Source organism: Herbaspirillum sp. SJZ107 (assembly GCF_006715485.1).
Taxonomy (GTDB): Bacteria; Pseudomonadota; Gammaproteobacteria; order Burkholderiales; family Burkholderiaceae_D; genus Telluria.
The window spans coordinates 1,102,458-1,129,025 of the sequence record NZ_VFNH01000002.1 but is presented as its reverse complement, the minus strand read 5'-3'; the positions used below and the strand labels follow the sequence as shown (position 1 = coordinate 1,129,025).

Annotated in this window: 26 protein-coding genes; 13 read left to right on the top strand and 13 right to left on the bottom strand. The window is 64.1% G+C overall.

What is annotated here, in order from left to right; genetic code table 11:
* Nucleotides 1–66: 66 nt before the first annotated feature.
* Both FBX97_RS14710 and FBX97_RS14705 read right to left on the bottom strand, forming a co-directional pair.
* Nucleotides 67–1,869: an ABC transporter ATP-binding protein/permease gene (locus tag FBX97_RS14710; protein ID WP_255517470.1), complete on the bottom strand. Its 1,803-nt coding sequence runs from the start codon at nucleotides 1,867–1,869 to the stop codon at nucleotides 67–69.
* Nucleotides 1,870–2,086: 217 nt separating this feature from the next.
* Nucleotides 2,087–2,437 (bottom strand): CzcE family metal-binding protein, encoded by a 351-nt coding sequence (locus FBX97_RS14705; protein WP_141832807.1) that lies wholly within the window; start codon nucleotides 2,435–2,437, stop codon nucleotides 2,087–2,089.
* Between the two features lie 170 nt (nucleotides 2,438–2,607).
* On the opposite strand from FBX97_RS14705, the gene FBX97_RS14700 reads away from it, so the two are divergent.
* Together FBX97_RS14700 and FBX97_RS14695 are read left to right on the top strand one after the other, a co-directional pair.
* A complete protein-coding gene (locus tag FBX97_RS14700) occupies nucleotides 2,608–3,279 on the top strand; it encodes a heavy metal response regulator transcription factor (RefSeq protein WP_141832805.1) in 672 nt (223 codons plus the stop codon).
* On the top strand, nucleotides 3,276–4,697 hold the full coding sequence (locus FBX97_RS14695) for a heavy metal sensor histidine kinase (protein WP_185748596.1): 1,422 nt from the start codon (nucleotides 3,276–3,278) through the stop codon (nucleotides 4,695–4,697). Before FBX97_RS14700 ends, FBX97_RS14695 begins: the two co-directional genes overlap by 4 nt.
* Here the strand turns inward: FBX97_RS14695 and FBX97_RS14690 are convergent.
* The 4 genes from FBX97_RS14690 to FBX97_RS14675 form a co-directional block, all read right to left on the bottom strand.
* Nucleotides 4,660–5,991, bottom strand: a complete 1,332-nt coding sequence (locus FBX97_RS14690) for an ATP-binding protein (RefSeq protein WP_141832801.1) — start codon at nucleotides 5,989–5,991, stop codon at nucleotides 4,660–4,662. The genes FBX97_RS14695 and FBX97_RS14690 overlap by 38 nt on opposite strands.
* A gap of 20 nt (nucleotides 5,992–6,011) precedes the next feature.
* Complete coding sequence (locus tag FBX97_RS14685; protein WP_141832799.1) at nucleotides 6,012–6,674, bottom strand: response regulator transcription factor; 663 nt, start codon at nucleotides 6,672–6,674, stop codon at nucleotides 6,012–6,014.
* A gap of 48 nt (nucleotides 6,675–6,722) precedes the next feature.
* Nucleotides 6,723–8,264 carry a Do family serine endopeptidase gene (locus FBX97_RS14680; protein ID WP_141832797.1) on the bottom strand — a complete coding sequence of 514 codons (1,542 nt, stop codon included), beginning with the start codon at nucleotides 8,262–8,264 and terminating at the stop codon, nucleotides 6,723–6,725.
* A gap of 220 nt (nucleotides 8,265–8,484) precedes the next feature.
* The gene (locus FBX97_RS14675; protein ID WP_141832795.1) at nucleotides 8,485–8,955 is read right to left on the bottom strand and encodes an Hsp20 family protein; all 471 of its coding nucleotides are present in this window, start codon (nucleotides 8,953–8,955) and stop codon (nucleotides 8,485–8,487) included.
* Nucleotides 8,956–9,201: 246 nt separating this feature from the next.
* On the opposite strand from FBX97_RS14675, the gene FBX97_RS14670 reads away from it, so the two are divergent.
* The 3 genes from FBX97_RS14670 to FBX97_RS14660 all read left to right on the top strand — a co-directional run bounded on the left by FBX97_RS14670 (nucleotide 9,202) and on the right by FBX97_RS14660 (nucleotide 12,171).
* A complete protein-coding gene (locus FBX97_RS14670) occupies nucleotides 9,202–11,100 on the top strand; it encodes a M61 family metallopeptidase (protein WP_141832793.1) in 1,899 nt (632 codons plus the stop codon).
* A 60-nt stretch (nucleotides 11,101–11,160) separates the two neighbouring features.
* Complete coding sequence (locus FBX97_RS14665; protein WP_141832791.1) at nucleotides 11,161–11,490, top strand: hypothetical protein; 330 nt, start codon at nucleotides 11,161–11,163, stop codon at nucleotides 11,488–11,490.
* 144 nt (nucleotides 11,491–11,634) lie between these two features.
* On the top strand, nucleotides 11,635–12,171 hold the full coding sequence (locus FBX97_RS14660; RefSeq protein ID WP_141832789.1) for a GNAT family N-acetyltransferase: 537 nt from the start codon (nucleotides 11,635–11,637) through the stop codon (nucleotides 12,169–12,171).
* A gap of 164 nt (nucleotides 12,172–12,335) precedes the next feature.
* Here FBX97_RS14660 and FBX97_RS14655 read toward each other — a convergent pair whose 3' ends face one another.
* Both FBX97_RS14655 and FBX97_RS14650 read right to left on the bottom strand, forming a co-directional pair.
* Nucleotides 12,336–13,736 carry a PQQ-dependent sugar dehydrogenase gene (locus FBX97_RS14655; RefSeq protein WP_255517469.1) on the bottom strand — a complete coding sequence of 467 codons (1,401 nt, stop codon included), beginning with the start codon at nucleotides 13,734–13,736 and terminating at the stop codon, nucleotides 12,336–12,338.
* Between the two features lie 30 nt (nucleotides 13,737–13,766).
* Entirely contained in the window at nucleotides 13,767–14,402 is a 636-nt protein-coding gene (locus FBX97_RS14650; protein ID WP_141832787.1) for an NAD(P)H-dependent oxidoreductase, read from the bottom strand.
* 97 nt (nucleotides 14,403–14,499) lie between these two features.
* On the opposite strand from FBX97_RS14650, the gene FBX97_RS14645 reads away from it, so the two are divergent.
* The 3 genes from FBX97_RS14645 to FBX97_RS14635 all read left to right on the top strand — a co-directional run bounded on the left by FBX97_RS14645 (nucleotide 14,500) and on the right by FBX97_RS14635 (nucleotide 17,539).
* Nucleotides 14,500–15,417 carry a LysR family transcriptional regulator gene (locus FBX97_RS14645; protein ID WP_141832785.1) on the top strand — a complete coding sequence of 306 codons (918 nt, stop codon included), beginning with the start codon at nucleotides 14,500–14,502 and terminating at the stop codon, nucleotides 15,415–15,417.
* A gap of 88 nt (nucleotides 15,418–15,505) precedes the next feature.
* A complete protein-coding gene (locus FBX97_RS14640) occupies nucleotides 15,506–16,651 on the top strand; it encodes a tetratricopeptide repeat protein (RefSeq protein WP_141832783.1) in 1,146 nt (381 codons plus the stop codon).
* A 21-nt stretch (nucleotides 16,652–16,672) separates the two neighbouring features.
* Nucleotides 16,673–17,539 (top strand): hypothetical protein, encoded by an 867-nt coding sequence (locus tag FBX97_RS14635; RefSeq protein WP_141832781.1) that lies wholly within the window; start codon nucleotides 16,673–16,675, stop codon nucleotides 17,537–17,539.
* A 490-nt stretch (nucleotides 17,540–18,029) separates the two neighbouring features.
* Here the strand turns inward: FBX97_RS14635 and FBX97_RS30180 are convergent, their stop codons facing one another.
* The 3 genes from FBX97_RS30180 to FBX97_RS14625 all read right to left on the bottom strand — a co-directional run bounded on the left by FBX97_RS30180 (nucleotide 18,030) and on the right by FBX97_RS14625 (nucleotide 19,643).
* Entirely contained in the window at nucleotides 18,030–18,152 is a 123-nt protein-coding gene (locus tag FBX97_RS30180) for a hypothetical protein (RefSeq protein WP_255517468.1), read from the bottom strand.
* A gap of 118 nt (nucleotides 18,153–18,270) precedes the next feature.
* The gene (locus FBX97_RS14630) at nucleotides 18,271–18,744 is read right to left on the bottom strand and encodes an AtaL-like protein (RefSeq protein WP_141832779.1); all 474 of its coding nucleotides are present in this window, start codon (nucleotides 18,742–18,744) and stop codon (nucleotides 18,271–18,273) included.
* A 29-nt stretch (nucleotides 18,745–18,773) separates the two neighbouring features.
* Nucleotides 18,774–19,643, bottom strand: a complete 870-nt coding sequence (locus tag FBX97_RS14625; RefSeq protein WP_141832777.1) for an SDR family oxidoreductase — start codon at nucleotides 19,641–19,643, stop codon at nucleotides 18,774–18,776.
* A 117-nt stretch (nucleotides 19,644–19,760) separates the two neighbouring features.
* Here FBX97_RS14625 and FBX97_RS14620 point away from each other — a divergent pair, with 117 nt between their 5' ends.
* A complete protein-coding gene (locus tag FBX97_RS14620; protein WP_141832775.1) occupies nucleotides 19,761–20,654 on the top strand; it encodes a LysR family transcriptional regulator in 894 nt (297 codons plus the stop codon).
* Here FBX97_RS14620 and FBX97_RS14615 read toward each other — a convergent pair.
* Nucleotides 20,644–21,279 carry a CatA-like O-acetyltransferase gene (locus FBX97_RS14615; protein ID WP_141832773.1) on the bottom strand — a complete coding sequence of 212 codons (636 nt, stop codon included), beginning with the start codon at nucleotides 21,277–21,279 and terminating at the stop codon, nucleotides 20,644–20,646. The genes FBX97_RS14620 and FBX97_RS14615 overlap by 11 nt on opposite strands.
* Nucleotides 21,280–21,364: 85 nt before the next feature.
* Here FBX97_RS14615 and FBX97_RS14610 point away from each other — a divergent pair, with 85 nt between their 5' ends.
* Together FBX97_RS14610 and FBX97_RS14605 are read left to right on the top strand one after the other, a co-directional pair.
* Nucleotides 21,365–21,844 (top strand): GNAT family N-acetyltransferase, encoded by a 480-nt coding sequence (locus FBX97_RS14610; RefSeq protein ID WP_141832771.1) that lies wholly within the window; start codon nucleotides 21,365–21,367, stop codon nucleotides 21,842–21,844.
* A gap of 192 nt (nucleotides 21,845–22,036) precedes the next feature.
* On the top strand, nucleotides 22,037–24,859 hold the full coding sequence (locus FBX97_RS14605; RefSeq protein WP_185748595.1) for a PAS domain S-box protein: 2,823 nt from the start codon (nucleotides 22,037–22,039) through the stop codon (nucleotides 24,857–24,859).
* Here the strand turns inward: FBX97_RS14605 and FBX97_RS14600 are convergent.
* Nucleotides 24,856–25,626, bottom strand: coding sequence for a S9 family peptidase (locus FBX97_RS14600; protein ID WP_141832767.1), 771 nt, complete (start codon nucleotides 25,624–25,626; stop codon nucleotides 24,856–24,858). The genes FBX97_RS14605 and FBX97_RS14600 overlap by 4 nt on opposite strands.
* Nucleotides 25,627–25,748: 122 nt before the next feature.
* Between FBX97_RS14600 and FBX97_RS14595 the strand changes: the two genes are divergently transcribed.
* On the top strand, nucleotides 25,749–26,084 hold the full coding sequence (locus FBX97_RS14595; protein ID WP_141832765.1) for a helix-turn-helix transcriptional regulator: 336 nt from the start codon (nucleotides 25,749–25,751) through the stop codon (nucleotides 26,082–26,084).
* On the top strand, nucleotides 26,081–26,560 hold the full coding sequence (locus FBX97_RS14590) for an arsenate reductase ArsC (protein WP_141832763.1): 480 nt from the start codon (nucleotides 26,081–26,083) through the stop codon (nucleotides 26,558–26,560). The genes FBX97_RS14595 and FBX97_RS14590 overlap by 4 nt, the downstream gene beginning before the upstream one ends.
* The last annotated feature ends 8 nt before the right edge of the window (nucleotides 26,561–26,568 follow it).

Below are 26,568 nucleotides of genomic sequence, written 5' to 3'. Positions count from 1 at the left end.
CATCGAGGAAGGAAGCGCCGTCTTCGCAGTATTCGAAGACGGCGGTGGCGGCAGTAAAAGCCTCGGTCAATGAGGCACAAGGCCAGCCAGACTCCCGACAGCGTATTTGTCGGAAGTCGCCACTTCCGTCGCCTGCCGCATTGGCGGCACGCTTGCCCCATCGAACCGGTAAGCCGTCGCATCCAGCAACTCCCACTGCCCTTCCCCCATCAGGTGCAACACATGGGTATGGTGGCGCAGCACCGCCGGCCGGTGCGCAATGCTGATCAGCGTGGTGCCGCTCTCGCGCAGGCGCCCGTACAGCGCCGCTTCGTTGGCACCGTCGAGCGCACTGGTGGCTTCGTCCAGGATGACGATCTTCGGCGCATGCACCAGCACGCGGCCGAAGGCCAGGCGCTGCTGCTCGCCGACCGACAGCAGCTTGTCCCAGTCGCGCACGGCATCCAGGCCGCCGACGCGTTCGGCCAGGCGCGGCAGGTGCACCTGTTCCAGGATGGCCAGCAGCTCGGTGTCGCTCAGGGATGAGTGCGTGCTGGGGTAGATCAGCTGGCTGCGCAGCGTGCCGCCCTGCAGGTAGGGCTGCTGCGGCAGGAAGAAAAAGTCTTCCTGCGGCGGATGCTGGATCGTGCCGCTGCCGGTCTGCCACAAGCCCGCGATCGCCCGCAGCAGCGAGCTCTTGCCGCAGCCGCTGTCGCCGGTGATGAGCAGCGCGTCGCCCGGCTTCAGGCTCAGGTTCAGTTCCTTGATCAGCACCCGGTCGGACTGGGGCGGATGCAGGGTCAGCGACTGCAGCGCCAGGTGCTTGCCGGGACGCCGTTCGATGCTCGGATGGCTATCGACGGCAGCAACAGCACCGGCAACAACAGCGCCGGCAGCAGCGCCGCTGGCAGCCGTGCCAGGCGCAGCATCGTCCAGCACCAGCCGCGACAGGCCATGCAGGCGGTCGATGCCGGCAATGAAGCGGCTCAGGCTTTCGAAATTGTCGACGATGACGCCGACGGCGCCCAGCACCGCGGTGAAGGCGCCGGCGGCCTGGATCGCGCGCCCGACTTCCAGCTCGCCCGACAGCACGCCGCCGGCCAGGATCACGCCCGGCAGCACCAGCGTGAGCTGGCTGAAGGTGCGCTGGAACATGTTCAGGTTGCGCTGCTTCTTGATCAGCTTGGCGAAGTTGTGGATGGCCTTGTCGAGCTTGAGATTGATGCGCGTCCGTTCCTGTTCTTCGCCGCGGTAGAAGGCGATCGATTCGGCGTTTTCGCGCAGGCGGATCAGGCTGAAGCGGAAGTCCGCTTCGCGCCGCAGCTGCCAGAAGTTCAAGTGGATCAGTGGATTGCCGAACACGTACAGGGCGACCACCGTGCCGATCGACGCGTACAATGCCAGCACGCCTACGAGCGTGTGCGAGATCGACCACAGCACGGCACTGAAGGCCACCAGCTGCATGATCGAGCCGATGAAAATCAGGAGAAAGTGAATCGAGCGCCCGGTGAAGGTGTTGATGTCTTCGCTGATACGCTGGTCGGGATTGTCGATGTCCTTGTCGGCGTCGAGCGCGTAGTATTTGCGCCCTTTCAGGTAGCCGTCGAGGAAGCGGCCGGTGAGCCAGCGCCGCCAGTGGTTGGCGAACAGGTCGCGCATGTAGTAATAGAAGGCGTAGACCGGTACCGCGAACGCCAGCGTGAACAGGCAGGCGCGCACCGCCGTCCAGAAGCGGTTGCCGTTCTTGGCGGCCAGCGCCGACGTCATTTCGCCGGCCTGGTCGTTCAGCATGACGGCCAGCTTGGTTTCGACCAGCATCAGGCCGATCAACAGGAACAGCAGCCACCAGGCCTTCTTTTTTTCTTCGCCCAGCCAGTAGGGTTTGGCCACGTCGACGAATTGCTTCCATGCGGCGACGGAGAGAAGCGCTTTCCGGCGCCGTTTGGATTGGGGAGTGGCAGAGGTAGGCGAGGTCATGGTTTTGCAGACAAGCGTAATGTACGGCTTGAGCATATGACCGGGCATGAATTTGTTCGGTGCGGAAACATACATAGCGACAAGCCCGTCACCGGACCTGCCGCTATTTGCTACAAACCCTTGCGGGCCATCAGCCCTGGGTCAGGGGATTCGGCGCGATGTAGACGCGCACTTTCGGGGCGGTCACGCCTTCCGGGGCGATCACGGACAGGTCGACCACGTCCTTGTTCGGCCAGTTGTTGAACGCGAAGGCGAAGCGCTGGCCGTTCACGTCGAACTGTACGGTCTCGCCACTGGTGACGTTGATGTGGCGGGTACGCTCATGGACGACGATGGTGCGGTGTGCATGCTGGGCGGGTACGCCGTAATCGGCACGTGCATGCTTGGTCGGTGCCACGTCGGAGGCGGTGGCGCAACCGGTAGCGAGCAGGACACTGGCGAGCAGTGGGAGGATCAGGGTACGGGTTGGGCGGTTCATCATTTTTCTCCTCTAGGTTGGATGAGGCTAGTCTAGAGTTCTGCCCCTGACACGAGCATGACCCGAATATGACAATTGCATTACAGAAGCAGGTCGGATTTGTCACCCGCAAATCCGCCAGAGTCCGGCACAATGCCGATGATGCAAAATGACTGCGAATAGACGCGAAATAGATGCGAATACTGATTGTTGAAGATGATCCCAAGACCGGCGACTACCTGAACAGGGGCTTGCGCGAATCCGGTTTCAATGCCGACCTGGCGCGTTCCGGCCCGGATGGTCTCTACCTCGCGCTCGAGCACGATTACGACCTGATCGTGCTGGACGTGATGCTGCCGAAAATGGATGGCTGGACCGTGCTGCACGAGCTACGCCAGCGCAAGGACACCCCGGTGCTGTTCCTGACCGCGCGCGACGAGATCTCCGACCGCGTGCGCGGCCTGGAACTGGGCGCCGACGATTACCTGGTCAAGCCCTTCGCCTTCGCCGAACTGCTGGCGCGTATCCGGACCCTGCTGCGGCGCGCGCCGGCGCGCGAACCCGACGTCATCCGGGTGAGCGACCTCGAGGTCGACCTGCTGCGCCACCGGGTATCGCGCGGCGGTGCCCGCATCGACCTGACCCCGCGGGAGTTCGCCCTGCTGAAACTGCTGGTGCGGCGCGAGGGCGAGGTGCTGTCGCGCTCCCTGATCGCCTCGCAGGTGTGGGACATGAACTTCGATTCGGACACCAACGTCGTCGACGTCGCGGTCAAGCGCCTGCGCGCCAAGGTCGACGACCCGCATCCGCGCAAGCTGATCCACACGGTACGCGGCATGGGATACCTGCTGGAAGAACGCGCGTGACGCGCACGCCGCTGTCGATCTCGCTGCGCCTCGGCGTGCTGTTCGCCGCGATCGCCGCCGGCGTGTTCGGGGTCGTCGACGCCTACCTGTACCAGACGCTGGCGGTGCAGATGGAAGAGCGCGACGACGCCGACCTGCTGAACAAGGGCTTGCTGGTGCGCCAGCTGCTGAGCACCCTGCCGGCCGGCGGGCGCATGCCGCAGGAGCAGCTGCAAGCCGTGCTGGCGCCGGTGATCGGCCAGGAAGGCGTGAGCCTGCACGTGGCGCTGCCGGACGGGCAGGTGCTGGTATCGACCGTGCAGGATGAGGGCCGGCTGTCGGCCTATGTGCCGGTACCGCTGACGCGCGCGCCGGAACGCCTGGACATCGTGGAAGTGGAAGGCGAGCAGTCGCCGACCCACGTGCTCGACATGCTGGCCGACTACGGCGGCCTGGGTGCGCGCACCCAGGTGCGCGTGCTGCTGCTGCGCGAGCGCTCGGACCGCCTGGCGATCCTGCAACGCTACCGCATCGACCTGCTGACCGCGCTGGGCGCCGGCATCCTGCTGGCCAGCGCGCTCGGCTTCTGGGCCATCCGCAGCGGCCTGCGCCCGCTGCGCGGCATGGTTGCCAAGGCCAACGACATCCATACCCACCACCTGAATACGCGCCTCGATCCGGCCAGCATGCCGGCCGAACTGCGCGAAATGGCGGTCGCCTTCAACGACATGCTCGACCGCCTGGAAGAAGGCGTGCAGCGCCTGTCGGGCTTTGCCGCCGACCTGGCCCACGACCTGCGCACGCCCATCAACGCCTTGATGATGCAGACCCAGGTGGCACTGGGGCAGGAACGCAGCATCGACGAGTACCAGGCCCTGCTCGCCTCCACCCAGGAAGAGTACGAGCGGCTGTCGCGCATGATCGAGAACACGCTGTTCCTCGCGCGCGCGGAAAACGCCCAGCTCGCGATGAGGCGCGAGCGGCTCGACATCAAGCGCGAGCTGGCCCACATCGCCGATTATTTCGAGATGCTGGCCGAGGAGAAAAACGTGCAGCTGACGCTCGGCCCGATGCCGTCACAGCCTTTGTTCGCCGATCCGGTACTGCTGCGCCGGGCGGTCAACAACCTGATGTCGAACGCGATCACCTACACGCCGCCGGGCGGCCGGGTGCGGCTGGAAGCGCGCGCGGAAGAGTCGTGGATCACGATCTCGGTGAGCAACAGCGGCGACGGCGTCCCTTCGTTCGACCTGGAACGCGTGTTCGACCGCTACTACCAGGCCGACCCCGCACGCGCCAGCGGCAGCTCGGTCGGGCTGGGCCTGCCGATCGTGCGCGTCATCATGCACCTGCACGGCGGCGGCGCCCAGGCCGAGATCCACCCGGGGGCCGACACCGTGTTCAGCCTGTGCTTCCCGCGCCAGGTGCCGGAAACGTGACCCTGGCCTCGAGGCCTTTCAGGCGTGCCGATTCGCCCAGCGTCAGCCGGGCGCCATGGCGCTCGGCGATCGACTTGATGATCGCCAGTCCCAGCCCGCTGCCGGCGGCGTCGCTGCCCGGCACGCGGTAGAAACGGTCGAACACGCGTTCGCGTTCCGCCGCAGGGATGCCGGGGCCGCTGTCCTCGACCGTCACCACCACCTCCCCTGCCCGCGCTTCCACCGACACGTCGACCGTGCCGCCGCTCGGGGTGTACTTGATCGCATTGTCAACCAGGTTACGCAGCAGGATCATCAGGGCATCGCTCTGCCCCTGCACGGCGGCGGCATCGGCGCGCTGCAGGCCGAGGTCGATGTGCCGGGCCTGCGCCACGCCGGCCAGGTCGGCCACCGCACGTCCCGCCAGTGACGCCAGGTCGACCGGCTGGCGCGGCGCTTCGTTGGCTTCCTGGCGCGCCAGCACCAGCAGCTGCTCGACCAGGCGGGTGGCGCGTTCGATGCCGGCGGACAGACGGCCGATGGCGACCTGGCGCGCCTCGTCGCAGTTGGCGCGCTCCAGGCTCGTTACCTGCAGCTTGAGCGCGGCCAGCGGCGTGCGCAGTTCGTGGGCGGCGTCGGCGACGAAGTTCTGCTGGGCGTCGAAGGCGGTGCGCACGCGCCCGAACAGCAGGTTCAGTTCCTGCACCAGCGGGCGCACCTCGTCCGGCAAGCCGTTTTCCGACACCGGCGACAGGTCGTCGGCCTGGCGCGACGCCACCTGGCGCCGCACCCTGGCCACCGGATCGAGCGAGCCGCTGACCACCCACCACACGACCAGCATCAGGATCGGCATCATGACCGCGATCGGCCCCAGCGTGCGGAACGCCAGGTTGCTTGCCATGCTGCGGCGCACGGCCAGGTCCTGGGCCACCTGCACGGTCTGGTTATCGGTCTGGATCGAGAAGATGCGGTAGGTCGTGCCGTTGGCGCGCACGTTGGAGAAGCCGAGCACCGCGCGCTGCGGCAGGCGTGCGTGCGAAGCGCTCTTGAACACCTGCACGCCGTCCGGCGACCACACCTGCACCACCATGTCGTCGCTGCCCGAGAGCGGCGTCTCGACGTTGTCCGCGGTCTCGGTGCTGGCGAGCGGCACGCGCGAGCGCAGCGACAGCGCCATCTGCTGCATGTGATAGTCGAAGATCTGGTCGGCGTCCTGCAGCGCCGTGCGGTAGGCGATCGACGCCTGGGCCACGGCGGCGATCGTGATCGCGGCCAGCAGGTACCACAGCAGCCGGCCGCGCAGGGAATGGGTCAATACACGCCTTACTTTCACTTCTAGACCTTGGGAACCATGTAGCCGACCCCGCGCACGTTCTGGATCAGGTCGCTGCCGAGCTTCTTGCGCAGGCCGTGGATATACACCTCGACCGCGTTGCTGCTGACTTCATCGCGCCAGCTGTACAGCTTTTCCTCGAGCTGGGCGCGCGACAGCACCGCCCCGGGACGCGCGACCAGCGCTTCCAGCACGGCCCATTCGCGCGCCGACAGCACGGTCGGCGCACCGTCGACCAGCACTTCGCGGGTGGCGGGATTGACGGAGATGTTCTTGTACTCGAAGACGGGTTCGGCGCGCCCGGCGGCACGCCGCAGCAGCGCGCGGATGCGCGCCAGCAATTCATCGAGATCGTAGGGTTTGAGGACGTAGTCGTCCGCGCCGGCATCGAGCCCGGCGATACGCTGCGCCACCGCATCGCGCGCGGTGGCGACCAGCACCGGAGTGCGGTCCTTGCGCGCGCGCATGCTGCGCAACACTTCCAGCCCGTCCTTGCGCGGCAGGCCCAAGTCAAGGACCACCAGGTCGTAGTTCTGGTTCTGCATCAGGGCCGTGTCGGCCATTTCGCCGTCCTTGACCCAGTCGACGGCGTAGTGCTCGGCCCTGAGCAGGTCGAGCACCACTTCGCCGATCATCGTATCGTCTTCCACCAGCAGCAGCCGCATTCAATCCCCCGATTTCTGAAACCCTGCGGACAGAAGACTCTGCGATTCTTAACCGATCCTGACAGGAATGAAGATTCTGTCATCCCCGCGCTGGATCAGCAAGGCCACCGACTTGCTGGACTTGCCGACCACGTCGCGCACCTGCGCTACCGAGGTCACCGGCCTGCCGTTGACCGACAGCAGGACGTCGCCCGGCTGGATGCCGGCCATCTGGGCGGCGCCGCCCGCATCCTCGATCAAGAGGCCCGACGGAATGCCGGACTGGCGCTTCTCCATCGGGTCCAGCGGACGCAGGGCCAGGCCCAGCTTGGCGCCGGTATCGTTGCTGGCCAGGCTGTTGCGGTCGGCAGGCGCCGCCTTGTCGCTGGCACTGCCCAGCGTCGCGTTCACCTGCACGTTCTTGCCCTCGCGCCAGACGTCCAGCGCCAGCTTCTCGCCCGGCTTGGCAACCGACACGATCGCAGTCAGGTCGCCGCCGCCGATGACCGGCTGGCCGTTGACCTTGCGGATCACGTCGCCCGACTTCAGGCCGGCCTTGTCGGCGGCGCTGCCGCGTTCGACATTTTGCACCAGCGCGCCGTCCGGCGACTCCAGCTTGAAGGAATCGGCAAAGTCCTGGCCGATGTCCTGCAGGCTGACGCCCAGCTTGGCGTGCTGCACCTTGCCGGTAGCGACGATCTGGTCCTTGATGCGGATCGCCGCATCGATCGGGATCGCGAACGACAGGCCCTGGTAGCCGCCGGTCTGGCTGTAGATCTGCGAGTTGATGCCGACCACTTCGCCACGCGTGTTGAACAGCGGGCCGCCCGAGTTACCCGGGTTGACCGCGACGTCGGTCTGGATGAACGGCACCGAGTCGCCCGGCAGCGAGCGCCCTTTCGCGCTGACCACGCCGGCGGTCACGGTCGATTCCAGGCCGAACGGCGAACCGATCGCCAGCACCCATTCGCCGACCTGCAGGTTACGGGTGTTCCCCAGCGGGACCACCGGCAGGTTCCTGGCATCGATTTTCAGCACGGCGACGTCGGTCTTGGTATCCGAGCCCAGGACTTTCGCGCGGTATTCGCGGCGGTCCTGCAGCTTGACCGTGACTTCGTCGGCATCGCGCACCACGTGCGCGTTGGTAAGGATGACGCCGTCCGGGCTAACAATGAAGCCCGATCCAGCGCCGTAAACGACTTCGCCGCGGCCACCGTTGCCACCACGTGGCTGTTGCGGTTGCTGGAAGCGGCGGAAGAATTCAAAGAAAGGATCGTCCTCGTCGAACTGCGGCATCTGGCGCTGCTGCGCCTTGGTGCTGCCGACGACGCGGATATTCACCACGGCCGGGCCGTTGTGGGAAACGATCTTGGTAAAGTCGGGCAAGCCGACTGCGGTCGCGTTGCCGGCGACAGGCGCCGGGGTCGCTGCGACCGGTGCCGGTACGCTTGCCGGCGCGGGGACGTTGGCTGCCGCGGCGGCTTCGGCGGCGGCAGTTGCGTTATTGTGATTGACTGCGATCGCGCCAACCGCTCCGCCAACGACGCCGGCCGTGCACAGGGCGAGCGTGAGACGTTTTGCGGTGATGGCAACTGCACCTTCGGTTTGCATGTACGTGCTCCTGGGTTTGGAAAAGTGGTTCTGAGGACTGCTGTTTTGGTAAGGAGTATATTGAGCTTGCAGTCTTAGAACATGCTTAAGCTAGAGTTCGCACGAGCTTAGGCGGCGCTTAAGCCGAACGCGTGGACGGGAATCCCGTTTACCCTACGGGCGGGTAAACGGAAAAGAGGCGCCGAAGCGCCTCTTTCTGACTACCGTTACTGATTACTGATTACGCAGCCTGCTGGGTCGGTTGCTCCAGCACTTGCACGTTGTCGGTATTGCCCAGTGCATCGGCGATCGCGATCTTGCGCGGCTTGAAGGCTTCCGGCACTTCGCGCACCAGTTCGATGGTCAGCATGCCGTTGTCGAAGCCGGCGCTGACGACCTTCACGTGGTTGGCCAGCTGGAAGCGCTGTTCGAAGTCACGCGAAGCAATGCCACGGTGCAGGAAGGTGCGCTGCACGTCGTCTTTTTGCTTGCGGCCGGTGACCAGCAGGGTATCGCGTTCGGCGACGATGTCGATCTCGTTGCGGTTGAAACCGGCGAGCGCCATCACGATACGGTATTTGTCTTCGCTGACCAGTTCGACGTTGTACGGCGGGTAGCTCGGGGCGGCTTCAGCACGCTGCTCGAGCAGGTTCACCAGGCGGTCGAAACCGATAGCGGAACGGTACAGGGGAGTCAGATCGAAAGTACGCATGATTACATATCCTTTTAAAGTTCAAGCGATAAAGTTGTCGGACCTCATCGTGAGCATCCGATGGAACCAATCTATGTCCCGCCATACGGTTTTCAAGGCATACAAAATATCGATTTGAAGGCCACTTTTCGAATTTTATTCGCATCACTGCAGGCTGGAATTTTGCATTGTCAAGCGTGCTATATTCGTTCGTTTGCACCCGCGTTCGTACCCTGTTACTCGTTTCCCTCCTCGCTCATTCTCGACATGACCGCACTCCTTTCACGCTCCGCATCCGCCCTCGCACTCGCGCTGGCACTGGCCTTCCCTGCCGCCCACGCCGACGTTCCTGCGCCGGTCAATCCGACCTACCCCGGCACCATCGTGCTGAACGTCGACGCGACCAACCTGTCGCAGCAGATCTTCCGTATGCGCATGTCGATTCCGGTCAAGCCGGGTCCGCTGACGCTGCTGTATCCGCAATGGCTGCCGGCCAACCATGGCCCCAATGGCCCGATCACCCAGCTGGCCGGCCTGAAGTTCACGGCCAACGGCAAGCCGGTGGAGTGGACGCGCGATCCGGTGCACGTGTATGCCTTCCACGTCAACGTGCCGGAAGGCGCGGCCACGCTGGAAGCCGAGTACCAGTACCTGTCGCCGCTGGACGCGACCCAGGGCCGCAACACCATGACCGACGACATCCTCGGCGTGCAATGGATCTCGACCACGCTGTACCCGGCCGGCTACGTGGCGCGCGGCGTGACCGTGCAGGCCAACCTGAAACTGCCGACTGGCTGGCAGTACGCCACCGCGCTAGAGACCGAGAACCGCCAGGGCGACGACATCCGCTTCAAGCCGAGCGACCTCGAAACGCTGGTCGATTCGCCGCTGTTCGCCGGCCGCTACTACAAGCAGTTCGACCTCGACCCGGGCGGCAAGGTGCCGGTGCGCCTGAACGTGTTTGCCGACACGCCGGAAAGCCTGGAAGCGAAACCGGAGCAGATCGAACCGCACCGCAAGCTGGTGCAACAAGCGTATAAACTGTTTGGCTCGTACCACTACGACCACTACGATTTCCTGTTCGCGCTGTCCGACGAATTCGGCGGCATCGGCCGCGAGCACCACCAGTCGAGCGAGAACGGCGTCAAGCCGGGCTACTTCACGGACTGGTCCAAGAGCGAAGCCGGGCGCGACCTGCTGCCGCACGAGTACACCCACTCGTGGGACGGCAAGTTCCGCCGCCCGGCCGGCCAGAACGTCCCCAACTTCAACGTGCCGATGCAGAACGAGCTGCTGTACGTGTACGAAGGCCAGACCCAGTACTGGGGCAACGTGCTGGCCGCGCGCTCCGGCCTGGTCTCGATCGCCGGCGCCCGCGACGCCCTGGCTGCCACCGCGGCGCGCTACGACAGCGTCGCCGGCCGCGCCTGGCGCTCGGTGCAGGACACGGTCTACGACCCGATCATGAACGCGCGCCGCCCGCTCGGCTGGGCCAACTGGCAGCGCAGCGAGGACTACTATTCGGAAGGCCAGCTGATCTGGCTCGACGTCGACACCCGCCTGCGCGAAATGTCGAACGACAAGCGCTCGCTGAACGACTTCGCGCGCGCCTTCTACAGCATCAACGACGGCAGCCACCTGCCCGCCTTCTATACCTTCGAGGACGTGGTCGCGACGCTGAACAAGATCCAGCCCTACGACTGGGCCAGCTTCCTGCGCTCGAAGCTCGACGGCCACGGCCCCGGCGCCCCGCTGGACGGCCTTGCGCGCGCCGGCTGGAAGCTGGTCTACACCGAGACCCCGACCGACCTGGTCAAGGGTGCGGACGACCGCACCAAGGCGACCGACCTGAGCTACTCGCTCGGCTTCACGGTCGGCGCCGACGGCGCGATCCGCGGCCTGGTCTGGGACGGCGTGGCGTTCCGTGCCGGCCTGGCGGCGAATTCCTCGATCGTCGCGGTCAACAACCGCGTCTACAAGCCGGAACTGCTGAAGAAGGCGATCACGGAAGCCAAGGACGGCAAGCCGATCCAGCTGCTGGTCAAGAAGGGCAACGTGCTGCGCACGGTGTCGCTCGACTACCGCGGCGGCCTGCGCTATCCGCGCCTTGAACGGATTCCGGGTACCAAGGATCGGCTGGAGGCGATCTTCTCGGCGTTGAAGTAATTTCCACCTGTGGCTGCCTGAGGGCAGCCACATTTTTTTGGGGCGCCAGCCACGAGGCCGATGACAACTAAGCGAAAAGCAAAGGCGGCGAAGCAAAAGAAAAATTCGGTGACCGACTATGTCTTGTGCCTCTTTTTTGTCGTCGTGCTGCTTTTGTTCGGCATTTTTGGCATCCATGACGGGACCGTCACCGTAAGGCCCAACCGTCACCTTCCGGCTACCCTGCTCCGTGGTGAGGAGGCCATGACGGTAGCCGTCGGCGCCATCGGTTGCGCGAGCCTATTGGTCCTGTGGCTGTGCAGGCACCGGACCTGGCTTCCGCTGGCGATCGGCGCAGCCATCATAGGCAATGTGCTTGTCGCGATGCTAGCCTTTAGCAGCGTTGGTTAGGTTGGATGCGTCATGCGAGCCATGGCCGGTTCGGGTCGAGAGCGGCCAGGACCGGACGTTCCACTAACCAGATTCTCAAATACTTATTATGGATGGCGCACAAATACATCATTCGCTGAAGATGTTTGATACAAAAGGGCAGGCATGAGCGCACCGTCGCATCCGCTGCAAAGGATCGCACCGGGAGGAGCTGAGGCCCTGTTCCGCCTGTTCCAGCTGTACTACTACGAGGGTTCCGATTGGGCGGATGAAGATATCGGTCCGGACGGCTTGTTCGATGCCTCTCCAGAGCAGATTGCCGATTACATCAATGACCCCGCCAAGGGTGCCTATTGGATTAGGAAAGATGGTGCGCTGGTGGGCTTCGTCGTCACCGAACCCTTCACCCTGCCGAACGGCAGCGTGGCCGAAGAGGTGGCCGATCTGTTCATTCTGAAGCGTTATCGGCGCCAGGGATTGGCATTTGAGGCTGTGCACGCATTAGCGCGCACCTTCACCGGCCCGTGGCTGGTAGCGATTTTTCGCGCCGACACCCGTGCCGGCGCGTTCTGGCAGCGTCTGTTCGCCAGTCTGCCACCAAACAGCGTACGCTCGTACGACGATCCGAACCTGCCGGACCTATTGCAGCACGCAATCAACGATACAGATTCCCAAGCGCCATCCACGACATCAACGACCTAAAACTATAAGGAGATTGAGCGGAAACGCGAAAAAAGTCAGCGACGAGTTCAACCCGGCTCGTCCTTCTCTGGTCGTCAACGTCTGCAATGGATCGGAAGCGGACATTCAGGTAGGTCTGCAACCGGTCAAAAGCCCGCATGTTCCGCCACGCAGTTCCCGCTGGCCTACCTCTTCGGTGTCAGCATCAGGAGCCTGCCGCGCGGACCATCCTCCAGCACCCATAGCGCGCCGTCCGGCCCGGTGCGAACGCCACGGATGCGTTCGCCCATGTCCCAATGGTCCACCTTGCTCGCATTCTCGCCGTCGAGTGCAATGCGGTCCAGCGACTTGCCCGAGAGACCGGTGATGAAGAGGGAATTTTTCCACTTCGGGAACAGGTCCGCATCGTAGTAAGCGAGGCCGCCTGGTGAAATGGCCGGATTCCACGACACTTTCGGGGCTTCGAAGCCGTCACCAGGCGCGTGGTCAGGGATGTCGCGGCCGTCATAGTGGTTGCCATTCGATGCTTTCGGCCAGCCATAGTTGAGGCCTGGCTTGATCAGGTTGATCTCGTCGCCATGGCGCGGCCCCATCTCCATTTCCCACAGGCGTCCCTGCCTGTCGAAGGCCATGCCCAGCAGATTGCGGTGGCCATACGACCAGACGGCTGGATGGAAGCCCCTGGCCGCGAGCGGGTTGCCGGCAGCGGGCGTGCCGTCGAGGTTCAGGCGCAGCACCTTGCCGAGCGTCGACCTGGGGTCCTGCGCCGGATCGAAAAGCTGGCGGTCGCCACTGGTGAAGAAGAGATACTTGCCATCTGGCGAGAGGCCAATACGGCCCGAATAGTGCCCGCCAGTCGAAGCCTCCTGGCCGCGGAAAAGGACCTTTGTGTCCTTGAGCGTGCCGGCTGCCTGATCCAGTGTCGCAGTGGCGAGCACGACCCGGGTGTCGGTACCGGGACCAGCCTCGGAGTAGCTGAAGTAGAGCAGCTTGCTGGCCGCGAAATCGGGAGCGGGCACGATGTCCATGAGCGCGCCCTGGCCCTTGCTGCTGACGGAGGGTGTGCCGGACACTGTCCGCCTGGTACCGGTCGCGGGATCGAACAGGATCATCGTCCCCTCCTTTTGCGTCACCAGCACGCTGCCGTTGGGCAGGAATGCCATGGCCCATGGGCTCTTGAATGTGCCGACCGGCTTGATCTCGAAAGGCAGGCCGGCCGCGGTTGCACTTGTCTGCGCGTTCGCCGCCGGGGCGGCGGAGAACGCAAGCAGGGTGAGCGAGAAAGTGGTGGCAAGGCCGAGCATGCTCGAATTCATATTTTCCAGATCTCCATTCGCGGATTGATGCCAGGTTGCTGAGGCAAAAGGTATGCCAATGATGCGCCGGCGCTGTTGGTGCAAAGGGCAGGAGGAAGTGTAGAGCAAAACGCCTATTGCAGACGCTGCGCTGGCGGCGGCAATCATCCCCGACATATGCGCGAAGCGACTGTGCCGGTTGCACACACCGAAAGCCTCTTCGTTTTGTCCGATCTCGGTCGGGTTCAGACGTTTAGGCAGGTCCGCAACTGGCCAGAAGCGGACCGTCAACTACGAATTTTGAAAGCAGCAGACCAAAGATCAGTCAATCTCGCTCACGAACTGACCCAGCGGGCGGCGCACCTTCGGCAGGTCCACCAGCCAGTCCTGCTCGGCCTTGCGGTAGCCCAGCGGCAGCATGACCGCGCTGCGCAGGCCGCGCTCGCCCAGGTTCAGGATGCGGTCGACGGCAGCCGGATCGAAGCCTTCCATCGGCGTGCAATCGACTTCCTCGAAGGCGGCCGCGATGACCGCCGCACTGAAGCCGATGTAGGCCTGGCGCGCAGCGTGCTGGAAGTTGACTTCCGCGTCGCGGCCCGGGTAGGTCGACAGCAGTTGCTGGCGGTAGGCTTCCCAGCCTTCGTTGCGGAAACCGCGCACCTCGTTGGTAAGGTCGAACATGTGGTTGATGCGCTCGGGCGTGTAGTTGTCCCAGGCGGCGAACACCAGCAGGTGCGAGGCGTCGACCACCTGCGCCTGGTTCCAGGCGACCTCGCGGATCTGGGCGCGCAGCGCCGGATTGTTCACGATCAGGATTTCATAGGGCTGCAGGCCGGACGAGGTCGGCGCCAGGCGCGCGGCTTCGATGATGCGCTCTAACTTATCCTGCGGCACCTTGCGCGCCGGGTCCATCGCCTTGGTGGCATAGCGCCATTGCAGTTTGTCGAGCAATTCCATGTAACGTCCTTTCGAATTAAAGATGCGCTATTGTATTTGTTCACGACAGATCGATAAACTATGCTTCTGGCAAATGATTTGTTCTTGAGGAAGCAAGATGGGGCGGAAGTTCGATCACCTGGCCGATGTCGAGGTGTTTCTCAACGTCGTCGAGCATGGTTCGTTCAGCGCGGCGGCGGTCGTGCTGTCGACCACGCCTTCGGTGCTGAGCCGGGCCGTGTCGCGGCTCGAGGCGCGGCTCGGCGCACAACTGTTGCGCCGGACCACGCGCAGCCTCAGCCTCACCGATGCCGGCCAGCGCTACGCCGACGAGGCCCGCGACGCCTTCGCCCGGCTCGGGCAGGCCGAGCAGGCAATGCGCAGCACGACGGCGCAACTGAGCGGCAAGGTGCGCATGAGCGTGTCGACCGGCTATGGCCTGCAGCGCCTGCCGCGCGTGCTGGCTGCCTACAAGCGCGCCTATCCGCTGGTCGAACTGGACGTCGACATCACCAACCGCAACGTCGACCTGGTGGCCGAGGGCTTCGACCTGGCGATCCGCTCCGGCCCGCTGCCGAGCAGCACGATGGCATCGCGCCATTTGGAAGCGTCGCCGCTGTGCCTGCTGGCTGCCCCTGCCTACCTGGAGACGGCCGGACCGCTGGCGACGCTGGACGACCTGGCACGCCAGCATTGCATCGCCTTCGTCCGGCCCAACACCGGCCGGGTATTTCCCTGGCAGCTGCGCGATGGCGAGCGCGACATCGACTGGATCCCGCCGGCGTCGGTAACGGTGTCGACCGACGCAATGGGCGTCATCTGGCTGGCCGAACAGGGTATGGGGATTGCGTTGTGTCCGCGCCTGTTTGCCGAAGCCAGCCTGGCGGCGGGACGGCTGGTGGAGGTGTTGCCGCAGCTGGGTGGACGGACGCGCGCATTCTCGGTCGTGTATCCGGCCCACCGTGGCCTGTCGGCGGCGTCGCGCGCACTGATCGACATGCTGGTGGCGGCGCGGGACGGTTCCTGCCTGGCGTGACTGTTCGTGACTTTTCCGCCCAGGCAAGCTGCTATGCTGAGCGACATCGACTGGCGCAGGATCAGGCACGTCATTTTCAGGGTGCATTTTGAAGAAACAACTTTTGTCAGCTGCCGTTATCGCTTTCACGGCATGCGCTTCGGTCTCGGCTTCGCATCAACACCTTCCCGATGCGGATCAAGCCGGCGCTCCAGCACCTGCCACGCAGCCGCAATCGCCTGCTGCCGGCACCGACGCCAAGCCGTTTGCCAGGGCGCTGGCGCACGCCATATCGCTCATCGACGCAAAGCAGTTCGATGCGGCGCGCGAGGAACTCAATGCCTTGATGAAGACCTATCCGGATGAGCCCAGCATCCTGTTTTTATTTGCCAATACCTCGATGCAACTGGGGCACCGGGCCGAAGGCGAAGCGTATTTCGAGCGCTACCATGCCCTGGCGCTGCGCAGGAAAGAATACAAGCCCGGTGACATGCTGCTGGTGCTTGCCCGCCTGTGCCGGGAGCGCGACGACATCGCGGCATCGCGCAAATGGCTCGATCAAGTCGACCCGAACGATCAAAAGACGTATTTCGCGGCGCAGATTCAACGCTCCATGCTGCTCGCCAAGGAAAAGAATGTGACAGGCGCGCTCGCGCTGGTCGATTCGCTGGAGCCGCGCACGCCCGATGACCTGCTGCAGGTGATTCTGTCCAAAGCAGATTACCTGCGCCAGTTGGGACGGCTCGAAGAAGCCTACGAGGTGCTTGCCGCCGGTACGCCACGTGTCGCGCCCGAAGCCGAACTGCTCAATTTATATGCCTCGGTAGCGAACGAGACTGGACGATTCGATGTGGCGGAAAGCGCCGCACAACTGGCCATTGCAAGGGCGCCCGGCGAGTACACGGCCTATAACAACCTCGCTTCATGGTACGTCGAACGCAACGTGAAACCGGCGTATGCATTGCAGCTTGCGTCCAAGGCGCTGGAGATCAAACCCGACAGTCCCTATGCGATGGACACCGTGGGTTACGCGCAGTATCGGCTCGGCAATCTGGAGGCAGCAGAAACACAGTTGCGGCGCGCCTATGCGCAACTTCAGCATCCGGAGATTGCATTGCATCTCGTCGAGGTATTGCTGCAAAAAGGGGAACGCGACGAAGCACGACAACTGATGCGCGAAGCGAGCGCCAAACTGGACAGCCCGCCGAGCGAGCCGCTGCGCAAGAAAATCGAAGGCTTGCAGTTGCGCTTGTAGGGCGGTTCTTTCCGGACTCGATTGCGCTACGCCGCTTTCACAGATGACCGATATCATCCAACATTTACCTATGCACCCTATGCTGAAGTTGCTGAAAATAAAGGGGGTGATATGGGATGGTTCGAGGCCTGGCGCGCCGTAAAGCATATACGCAATTCTCCTTACCAGACGGCGCTGGCCGCGCTGCCGGCAGGACTTCAAGCCTACTGGCAGCACAGCGCGCCGCAGGAATACCCGGGCATCCCGACGGATGCCTTTTTTTTCGTCCGTGCGGCCGAAGGGCTGATGAATTTCTTCGATGTCGTGACCCGTAGCGGCAAGCCCTGCGCCCTGCCCTCGGAAGCGGCAGACTCGGTCTGGCATGCCTGGCTGCGCTGGAATCCGGCGGGGCTGGACTATTTCTGCATCAAGCATTTCGGATGCAAGATACCGCATATCGAGCGCTCCGAACTGGGAGCCGGCGCACTGCTCAACAGCTTCGTGCGTTGCCGCGGACGCCAGGGCGCTACCTTGCATGCATCGGCGCTTCCTGCACTGTTCCGGCTCGACGCCAGGCTGAAGATGCGCGGCGGTCACGGTTACTGGAACCGGATGTTTTCCGGCCGTGTCGTCTATGTACGCCTCGACGCGCGTGGCCTGGGCAGACGGCGGGCGTCTCCCCATCCGGAACTGACGCAGGATGCGTTGCAGGCAGCAGGACTGAAGTACCAACGCAGCGCTGGTGTCGCTTCGTCAGGCGATGGCGCACCCTTTGCCTTCCTGGGTGGCGATGCGGGCGGCAGCAGTTTCGATGATGACTGCAGTGCCGGTGCAGGCGACAGCGGCTACGATAGCGGAAGCAGCTGCGGCAGCAGCTGTGGTGGCGGTTGTGGCGGCGGGGGAGATTGAGAAATAAGGAGCAGCTGAAACAATGGTTATTTGCTGTCAGACTCTCGAATGACCTCATGCCGGGCATACCAAGACTATGAAGCATATCCCACCGCCTCCCGTCCTCGACTGTGCTCGCGTCATGGCATATGCGTTCGTAGAGGACATTCCTTATCGCCGCTGGGGTGCGCTGTACATGGATGGCGTATTGCTGGAACACGTTCCGTGTCTTGCCATCTGTATCAATTTGGGGTCGGACCGGAGCGTCATGTTTTTTCGCTGCGATTTGGAGTGGAAGGTCCTTGGCGCATCTATTGAACCAGCTGCGGCAGAAGCAAAAGCAAAAGCGGAAGAGAACTACCCTGGTGTTACTTCGCGTTGGATTGACGTGAATACCAGCGTCAAAGCAGCGCTGGAATGGAGAACTCTTTCGCGTAGGCGTCTATAGATCAGCAAACGTTGCAGTGAATTTATTTCATCTGCCGGTCGAATCTCTACGATACGTTCGATTTCAGCTTTTCCTGCTTGTTTGCTTATAAAAAAACATCGCCATCGCCGCAGAAGCCAGCAACAAAACAACGCCTGCCATGTCGACGCCGACATTCACGCGCACATCCACTTTTACGTCTTTCATATTCACATTGCCTCGATGCTTTGGTAAGTCAAGCATAGCATGGGGACTTTCGCGGTGACGCACGGGCAAACCTGGGCCCCGGCCTGCGCCGGGGCGACGAACCGACTATGCGCGACGATCAAAGCTTGCCTTCCGCCAGCATCTCGCGCGTCCGCTTCAAGGTCGACAGCAAGGCGCTTTTATACCCCTTCTCGCTGTCCATCCACGCCTGCTCGGCCTGCTCCTCTGGCCCGCCCGGCTGCTTGCCGCGCAAGCCGGTATAGCAGTAGAACCGCAGCTGCAGCGCACCCGCGTCGTCCTCGAACAACTCGTTGACGATCACGCCTTCGCGCGGCCCGGTCGCCTGGAAGAAGGACACCTTGGTTTCCGGCTCGAAGGCGATGATCTCGCGCAGGTCCTGGCCGCCGATGGTTGCTTCGCGCACGATGTGGGTCGCGCTCTCTTCCACGACCTCGCAGTAGGTGCACAGGCCGGGCGGCAGGAATGGGCGGGCGTCGCGGGCCTTGAGCACCAGGCCGGCCCAGGCCTGGGCGCGGGTCAGCGGGGTCTCGCCTTCCGGATTGACCGGGACGGTGGCAGTCGAATAGATCATGATGTCTCTCCTTGTCGATGAAGCTGGATTCAAACCGAAGCGGCGATGCCGGCCGCGAACTCGCGGTACGAACGCAGCGGCCGGCCCAGCATCGCGGTCAGGCGGGCGACGTCGCCGGCTTCGGGCACCATGCCGTCGGAAAGGAAACGCTCGCTCATCAGGCGCATGTCGTAGGCCATCCAGCCGGGCATGAAGTTGCGCAGGTTCTGCTCGAAAGCCGCGGTGTCGTCGCCGCCGTAGGCAACCGGGCGTTGCAACACGTCCGACCAGATAGCGGCGACATCGGGGCCGGTCAGGGTGTCCGGGCCGACCAGGTTGATGCGTTCGAGCGGCAGCGGGCGGGTGGCGTTCTTGCGGTGGATCAGCTCGATGGCCGCGATCTCGCCGATGTCGCGCACGTCGACCATGGCCAGGCCCTTGGCGCCGATCGGCATCGGATACACGCCGTAGCCGAGCACGACGTCCTTGACGGTCACGTCGTTGCTGATGAAATAAGCCGGGCGCAGGATGGTGGCGGAAAAACCCATTTTTTCGATCATGCGTTCAACGCCGTACTTGCCGGCGAAGTGCGGTACGTTGACATAGACGTCGCTGTGGATCACCGACAGGTAGACCAGGCGGTCGACGCCGGCTTCGCGGGCGGTGTTGAGGGCGATCAGCGCCTGGGTGAATTCGTCGGGCACCACGGCGTTCAGCAGGAACAGGGTAGACACGCCTTTGAAGGCGCTGCGCAGCGAGTCGACGTCGAGCAGGTCGCCCTTGACGACGTCGACGCCGCTCGGGAAGTCGGCCTTGGCCGGATCGCGCACCAGGGCGCGCACGCTGGCGCCGCGCTTGACGAGTTGTTCGACGACGTTGCGGCCGATGGTGCCGGCGGCACCGGTAACGAGGATGGTCATGATGTGCTCCTTTAGGTGATGTGGTTGACGACGAGTTCATGGTAGTCATCCCACAGCTGGACCGATAGACGGTATAGTTGGACATATCGTCTCGCTGATGGAACACATACGGAACATATGGATCTCCTCGCCCTCACCGACTTCAACCTGGTCGCCCGCCATGGCGGCTTCGGCCGTGCCGCGCGCGCCACCGGGCGGCCGAAAGCGACGCTGTCGCGCCGCGTGGCCGAACTGGAAGCCGATCTCGGCCTGCGCCTGCTCGAGCGCGGCGCGCGCACCCTGAAGCTGACCGAGGAAGGCCGCGCGCTGTACGAGCGCACCGCCGTCCTGCTCACCGAAGTCGACCAGACGGCGGCGGAGATCGCCTCGGGCGGTGCCAGGCCGCGCGGCCGCCTGCGCATCAGCGCGCCGATGCTGTTCTCGCAGATCGCGATGGGGAAACTGGCGGCCGGCTTCGCGCTGGCCTATCCGGAAGTGCGGCTGGAAGTGACGACCGAGGACCGGGCGGTCGACATGGTCGAGGAAGGCATCGACCTGGTGATCCGGGTCAATCCGGATCCGGACGAAAGCCTGGTCGGGCGCATCTTCGTGCGCGACCGGCTGCTGGTGGTGGCCGGCCCGGGCCTGGCGCGGCCCGAGGACGGCACGCCGGTGCCGGCGGTGGTCCGCGGCAGTGCCGATCGCAGCGCCACCTGGGCCATGCGCACGCCGGCCGGCCCGTCCCGCATCGCGGTCGACCCGGTGCTGGGCCTGTCGTCGCTGGTGATGGTGCGCGATGCGGTGCGCGCCGGTGTCGGTGCCGGGCGCCTGCCGGTCTCGCTGGTCAGCCACGACCTGGCCGACGGCCTGCTGGTGCAGTGGGGCGAGGTCGAGGGGCCGGAGATCGCGCTGTGGGCGCTGTACCCTTCGCGGCGGCTGCTGAGTGCGCGCGTGTCGGCCTTCCTCGAGTTCCTAAAGGCGGCCTTTCCGCTGGGGACGTCGGAAGAGCTGGCCGCCTACATCACGTCATGATCGCTTCCAGCTCGCGTGCGACCTGCTGCGCGAACTGGTGGATGTGATAGCCGTCGACGAAGCCGTGGTGCGCCTGCACCGAGAACGGCAGCTGCAAGCCGTCCGGCCCGTCGCGGAACTTGCCCCAGGCCAGCGACGGGATGTCGGGCGTGGCCAGCGAGGCCATCGGATGCTGGATCGACGTAAAATCCAGCCACGGCATGCAGGTGATGAAAACCTGCTCCTTGGCCGCGCGCGGCGGCAGCGCGCTGTATTTCTGGTTCATCTCGAGCATGGCGGACGCCTCCTCGCGCGCCGCCTGGCCGCGGGCGACGAATTCGCGCACGTCGTCGGACCAGTCGAACTGGGCGAAATTCAGGTCGAAGTGCTGGTTCACGACCGTGAAGGAAGGGTGCAGGCGGTCGATCATGATCACCTCGCCGTCCAGGACGCGGTAGCGGAAATTCTCGACCTGCAGCACCGCACGCAGCACGGCGCACAGCAGCACGTGGAAAGGCGCGAGGCCCTGCGCCTTGCACCAGGGCCGGAAGTCCGGCAGGTCCATGCGGAAGCACAAATTGACCGCCGGGCTTTGCATGCGGTCGAAAAAGTCGAAGCGGTCGCGCCGCCGTTCAAAATTCTGCATAAAACATGTCTCCTGATTCTTGGCGGCATTGTCGCATAGCCAGGTTTCGTGCGAGCATGTCTCATTATCTATCCAGCATGCATCCATGATCATTCGACCGACCTGCGAAGCCGATTGGGAAACCCTCAAATCCATCCGCCTTGCCGCCCTGCTCGACGCCCCGACCGCCTTCGGCGTGAGCCACCGGACCGCGGCCGCCTACACCGAGGCCGAATGGCGCGAACGTGCGGCAGTGGGCGGCACGGCGTTCTGGCTGGCCTTCGATGACGGCGGCAAGCCGGTCGGCATGATCGGCGGCGCCGTGGATGGCCAGGGCCATTACAACCTGATCGGCATGTGGGTCGTGCCGGAGCAGCGCGGCTCGGGCGCGGCGCGGCAGCTGGTCGATGCCGTCAAGGCGCATGCCCGCGAGCGCGGCCACCGCCGCATCGTGCTCGACGTGGCACCGGAAAATGCGCGCGCGGCACGTTTCTACCTGAACCAGGGCTTCGTCTTCATCGACGAATGGGAGCCGCTGGCGAGTCACCCGGCCATCCGGGTACAGAAAATGGCATGCTTTGTTTAGTAAGCAAAATGTAAAGAATGTTTACATTGCGCGACACATTCAGCGGCTCAGGCGTATATTTACAGCCGAGGAAACAACCACCAGATGGTAAGGACACGACGCATGTTATGCTCCCGAGGCAACATTTTTGTAATCGTTTCCTGATCCATGCTTCTGCGCTTTCGCTTCGACCGTATCGCCCTTGCCCCGCTGTTGGCCGCCACCGTGGCCGGGGTCATGCTCCTTCTTACCTTTGCAACGCTGCAACTCGTTGGCCACACGCTGACAAAGCAGGTTGAACACGAAATCGGCGACAACCTGGCCGAGCTTGCGTTCCAGACCACGGACAAGCTCGACCGCGGCATGTACGAGCGCTACCGCGAAGTCAAACTGATGGCAGAGCGGCATGAGATCACCGATCCGGCCGTGCCTGCCGAGACCAAGCGTGCCGTGCTCGACAGCATGCAGGACACCCACCCCTACTATGCCTGGATCGGCCTGACCGATAACGCCGGCAAGGTCAAGGTCGCGACCAAGCACTTGCTGGAAGGGGCCGATGTCTCGCGCCGCCCCTGGTTCACTGCTGCCTATCAGAATAGTTACCTGCATGATGTGCATGAAGCGGTCTTGCTCGCCAGGTTTTTGCCGAATCCTCGCGGCGAGCCCAAGCGTTTTTTCGACATCGCCTTCCCTTACTATGGAAAAGACGGAACCATTGTCGGCGTCCTGGGTACCCATCTGAGCTGGCAATGGGCCGGCGAAGTGGAACGCTCGGTCCTGCGCCCGCTGGCCGAGCGCAAAGGTGTCGACACGCTCATCCTGAGTAAAGGCGGCGCCGTCCTGCTCGGACCGAAGGAATATGCCGACAAGGTCCTGCACCAGGACAGCCTGCTGCAGGCGCAGCGCGGCGGCAACGGTGCGCAGATCGAAACCTGGCCGGATGGCAAGCGCTACCTGGTCGGCTACAGCCGCAGCCTAGGGCATCGCTCGTATCCGGGACTCGGCTGGACCGTGCTGGTGCGGCAGCCGCTCGACGAAGCTTACCAACCGGTCGAGGCCTTGAAGGACAAGATCCTGTGGAGCGGCCTCGGCGGCGCAGCACTGGTAGCGCTGCTGGTCTGGGCGCTGGCACGCGACATCACGCAGCCCCTGCGCACCATTACGCGCCATGCCGATGCACTCCAGGCCGGCAATGCGCACGACATCCCGCCGATACGCAGCCGCCTTGCGGAAGTGCAGATCCTGCAGAGTGCACTCAACGCGCTGCTGGGCAAGGTACGACTGAACGAACAGGGATTGCGCGAACTCAACGCCACACTGGAAGCGCGCGTGCTGGAACGCACGGTCGAGTTGCACAAGGCGGTCGACGACACCCGCAAGAGCGAGCAGCGGGTCAAGGCGATCATCGATACCGCCCTGGATGCCTTCGTCGGCGTCGATGCGCAGGGCAGGATTACCGACTGGAATCCGCGGGCCGAGGAAATCTTTGGCTGGACACGCGCAGAGGCGCTTGGCCGGACCGTCACGGAAACCATCATTCCCCCGCGCTTGCGCGAAGGGCATGATAATGGGATGCGGCGCTTTTCGCTATCCGCCTCCTCCGATGTGGTCGGCAAGCGCCTTCAATTGTCCGCCATGCGCCGGCATGGCGACGAGTTTCCGGTGGAGATGACGATCGGCCTGATCAACGCCGGCGACACGCACTTTTTCGGCGCCTTCATCCAGGATATTTCGGTCAGAAAGCGCATCGAGGACGAACTCGCGCGCGAACGTGAACTGCTCGACGCCGTCCTCGATTCGATCGATGTCGGCGTGGTGGTCTGCTCGCGCGAGGGCGCGATCAGCGTATTCAACCGGGCCGCGCGCGAGATCCATGGTCTTGCTCCGGCCCAGGTGCCGCAGGATCAATGGGCCGGCCACTATGACTTGTTCATGCCGGACGGCCGGACGCCCATGCGGAAAGAACAGATTCCCCTGTTGCGGGCAATGCATGGCGAGCTGCTCGAAAATATCGAGGTGGTGGTCAAGCCAAAACAGGCGGCGCCCCGCCACCTGCTGGCCAGCGGACGCGCACTGCACGCTGCGGATGGCACGAATATCGGCGCCGTCATCGCACTCAAGGATGTCACGGCACTGAAGGAATCGGCACGCCGCCTGGAAGCGAGCGAACGGCGCCTGCGCACCATCACGGATAACCTGCCGGTCCTGATTGCGTATATCGATCGTGCCGAACGCTACCAGTTTGCGAACGGCACCTACGAAAAGTGGTATGGCATTGCGCCGGCAGACATGATCGGCAAGAGCGTGAAGGATGTGTTCGGCGAAGAGATGTACCTGCGCGACCAGCCCTTCCTGCGCCAGAACCTTGGCGGACAGGCCATCCGTTTCGAAGCCGAAGTGGCAGGACCGGATGGCACGAAGACGGTCGAGGTCGTAGGCATTCCGGATATGCAGGACGGCAAGTGTGTCGGGACCTACGTACTGAGTTCGGATATCTCGGAAGCGAAACAGCACCAGGAAATGCTGAACAGGATCGCCCGGACCGACTCCCTGACCGGCTTGCCGAACCGCCGCAGCTATGACGAACGGCTGGCCGAAGCGGTGCAGCGCGCCCAGCGCAGCGGCCACGCGATCGCCCTGATGTTCCTCGACGTCGACCATTTCAAACAGATCAACGATACCCTCGGCCATGCCGTGGGCGATGCCGTGCTGGCCGAGTTTGCCCAGCGTGTGAAATCGTCGGTGCGGATCACGGACACGGTCTGCCGCCTGGCCGGCGACGAGTTCACGGTCATCCTGGAGAGGCTGAAGACGGTCGAGGAAGCCTCGCTCGTCGCGGCCAAGATCCTGAAAGCGTTCGAGCGTCCCTTCGTCCTCGACGGCGGCGAGCGCAGGGTGTCGACCAGCATCGGCGTCGCCTATGCGTGCGACTGGCCGATCGACATCCCGGCACTGGGCAACGAAGCGGACAAGGCGCTCTACACGGCCAAGCGTGAGGGGCGTGGCCGGTTTGCGGTCAAGGACATGCGCGCTTAACTGGTTTCACGCGCGATATAGCGCGTGCTCCAGGCCGCAATCAGCCCGGCCACGTAGGCTGCATCTTCCCTGCCCGTGAGCAGGTGATCCATCCCGTCCAGCGACACATAGCTCTTCGGATGCCGGGCCAGCTCGAAGATGCGGCTGGCGTTCGACTTGTCGACGGTGTCGTCCTGGGGCGCGTGCAGCACCAGCAGCGCGCGGCCCAGGTTGGCGATCCGGTCGTGCAGCCCGTGCCCGATGGCGTCGTCGACGAAGTGCTGGCGGATATTGAAGTTGCGGCCGGCCAGGCGCACGCGCGCTTCGCCCAGCTTGGCGATGGTGTCGAGGTGCTCGGCAAACAGTTTGTTCACCACGTACTGCGGGTCGCTCGGCGAGGCGATCGTCACCACCGCCTTCGATTCCGGAATCCGGTGGCTTGCCGCCAGCACCGCGGTGCCGCCCATGCTGTGGCCGACCAGCAGCGCCGGCGCCTTGAAGCGCTCGCGCAGGAAGTCGGCGGCGGCGACCAGGTCGTGCACATTGGACGAGAAATTAGTGTCGGCGAAATCGCCGGCGCTGTTGCCGAGGCCGGCGAAATCGAAGCGCAGCATGGCGATGCCGAGTTCGGCCAGGCCCTGCGAGACGCGGGTCGCGGCCAGCACGTCCTTGCTGCAGGTGAAGCAGTGGGCGAACACGCCGTAGGCGCGCGGCGTGCCGTCGGGGGCGTCGAGCTTGGCCGACAGCTTGCCGTGCGGGCCCTGGAAGTCAATACGTTCGGTGAGCATGGAGAATCTGGTGCGGTTTTTACGATGGCGCCACTGTGCACCGGATCGGCTGTGCATGCAAGCCAGCCCCTCCCCGCTATATTTCGACTATACTCGAAATATCGAAATGTATTGGAGCGGCCATGGACAACAAGGATGCGGTGACGGCCCTGGCCGCACTGGCGCAGGAGGCGCGGCTGGCGGCTTTCCGGCTGCTGGTGCAGGCTGGTCCCGAAGGACTGGCCGCCAGCAAGATCGCCGAGGCGCTCGGCATGCCGCCGTCCTCGCTGTCGTTCCACCTGAAGGAGCTGACCCACGCCGACCTGGTCGTGCCGCGCCAGGAAGGCCGCTTCGTCATCTATGCCGCCCGCTTCGAACGCATGAACGCCCTGCTGGGCTTTCTCACCGAGAACTGCTGCGGCGGCAATCCCTGCTCGCCCCTCTCCCTGCCCGCCTGCGCCAAAGGAAACCCGGCATGAACGTCCTCTTTCTCTGCACCGGCAACTCCTGCCGTTCTCTGATCAGCGAAGCCGTCTTCAACCACCTGGCCCCGGCCGGCTGGCACGCCATCAGCGCCGGCAGCCAGCCCACGGGCAAGCTGAACGAGCGCGCGCTGGCCCTGCTGGCGCGCAAGGGCATCCCGACCGCGGGCTATTCCAGCAAGTCCTGGGACGGCCTGCCGCTCACGCCCGACATCGTGGTCACGGTGTGCGCCAGCGCCGCCGGCGAAACCTGCCCGGCCTACCTGGGGCCGGTCCTGCGCGCGCACTGGGGCGTGGAAGACCCGAGCCACGTGGTTGGCAGCGAAGAGGAGATCGGGGCCGCGTTCGAACAGGCGTACGCGATCCTGCGGGCGCGTATCGAAGCCTTCCTGGCGCTGCCGCTGGACACGCTGGCGCAGGACCGTGCCGCGTTCAAGGCAGAGCTGGACCGCATCGGCAGCATTGACGCCTGAAGGACCTG